Origin of the sequence: Stutzerimonas tarimensis (assembly GCF_042648805.1) — a bacterium.
In the GTDB taxonomy this organism is placed as follows: domain Bacteria; phylum Pseudomonadota; class Gammaproteobacteria; order Pseudomonadales; family Pseudomonadaceae; genus Azomonas; species Azomonas tarimensis.
The window spans coordinates 1-1328 of sequence record NZ_JBHRXZ010000028.1; the positions used below are offsets into that span (position 1 = coordinate 1).

Below are 1328 nucleotides of genomic sequence, written 5' to 3' on the forward strand. Positions count from 1 at the left end.
GTGGACTTGCCCCTACAAAACCGGACACCAACTCCCCGTTAAATTGATGCTGCTGCCAAGCGCCTGAACTCCCTCGGCGAGCGGTATTTCAAAGCGCTGTGCGGATGCTGCTCGTTGTAATGCTCGAAGGCAATTGCCAGGTTGCGCAGCGCCGTTTCTCGATCCGGTTTGGGCATGTGCGCCACGTAGTCACGCTTGATCGTCTTCACGAAGCTCTCAGCCATGCCGTTGCTTTGCGGGCTGCGAACTGGGATGGTCACCGGCTGCAAGCCGATCTGTCGAGCAAACAGGCGTGTCTGTTCGGCGGTGTACGCCGAGCCGTTGTCGCTTAGCCATTGCACTGGCGTGGCGGGCAGTTGATCACCAAAGCGCTTCTCCACGCTTTCCAGCATCAAATCGCGGATATCATCGCCGCTGTACCCGGTCGGGCTCGCGACCCAGCCGATGGCTTCGCGATCACAGCAATCCAGGGCGAAGGTCACGCTCAGTTTGGCGCCGTCCTCGCAACGGAACTCAAAGCCGTCCGAGCACCAACGCGTATCGCTGGCTTCCACCGCAATACGGCCTTCGTGCCGACGCGGCACACCGGGCTGTTTGATGCGGCGCTCAAGCAGCAAGTTGTGATCACGCATGACCCGGTAAACCCGCTTCACATTGATCGCCGGTAGCGACTGGGTTTCACGGGCGCGACGCAGCAATCCCCAGACGCGGCGGTAGCCGTAGCTGGGAAGTTCGCTGACCTGTTGCTGGATTTCAACTACCAGATCAGCATCGTTCACAGGCCTGCTCCGCCGTACTTTGGGAGATGCCGATTGCTTGATTCGAACCGTTAATTGCGAGCGCGCCACACCGAGACATTCGCTGACCAGCTTCACTGGTCGTCCCCCGGCAACAAGGGTGAGTGCGCAATCCATTTTCGCGAGCGGGCGATCTCCACGGCCTCTTTGAGGATTTCTGCTTCCATCGTTTTCTTGCCCAGCATCCGTTGCAGTTCACGGATCTGCTTGAGCGCATCGCTCAGCTCGGAGGCAGGTACCACGGCTTCGCCAGCACTGACCGCCGACAAACTGCCGTCTTGGTAAAGCTTGCGCCACAGGAACAGTTGGTTGGCATTGATGCCGTTACGCCGAGCCACCAACGAAACGCTCTGCCCGGGCTCAAGACTCTCTCGAACCATGGTCAGCTTTTGCTCAGGGCTCCAGCGGCGCCGCCGCTCCCGACCCAAAAGCTCCCCACTCTTATCGTTGCTATTAGTCATAAACATAACCGTTTGCCTATCCCTTATCGTAAGGGGGAAACGGTGTCCTGTCTTTCAGGGGGCTCGTTCA

At 58.9% G+C, this 1328-nt stretch carries 1 protein-coding gene; it reads right to left on the reverse strand.

Annotated features, from left to right (window positions below; genetic code table 11):
* Window positions 1–38: 38 nt before the first annotated feature.
* A protein-coding gene (locus ACFOMF_RS17190; RefSeq protein ID WP_386367184.1) for an IS3 family transposase occupies window positions 39–1258 on the reverse strand; the annotation gives its coding sequence in 2 pieces (ribosomal slippage) (window positions 39–913 and window positions 913–1258; 1221 coding nt in all).
* Between the last annotated feature and the right edge of the window lie 70 nt (window positions 1259–1328).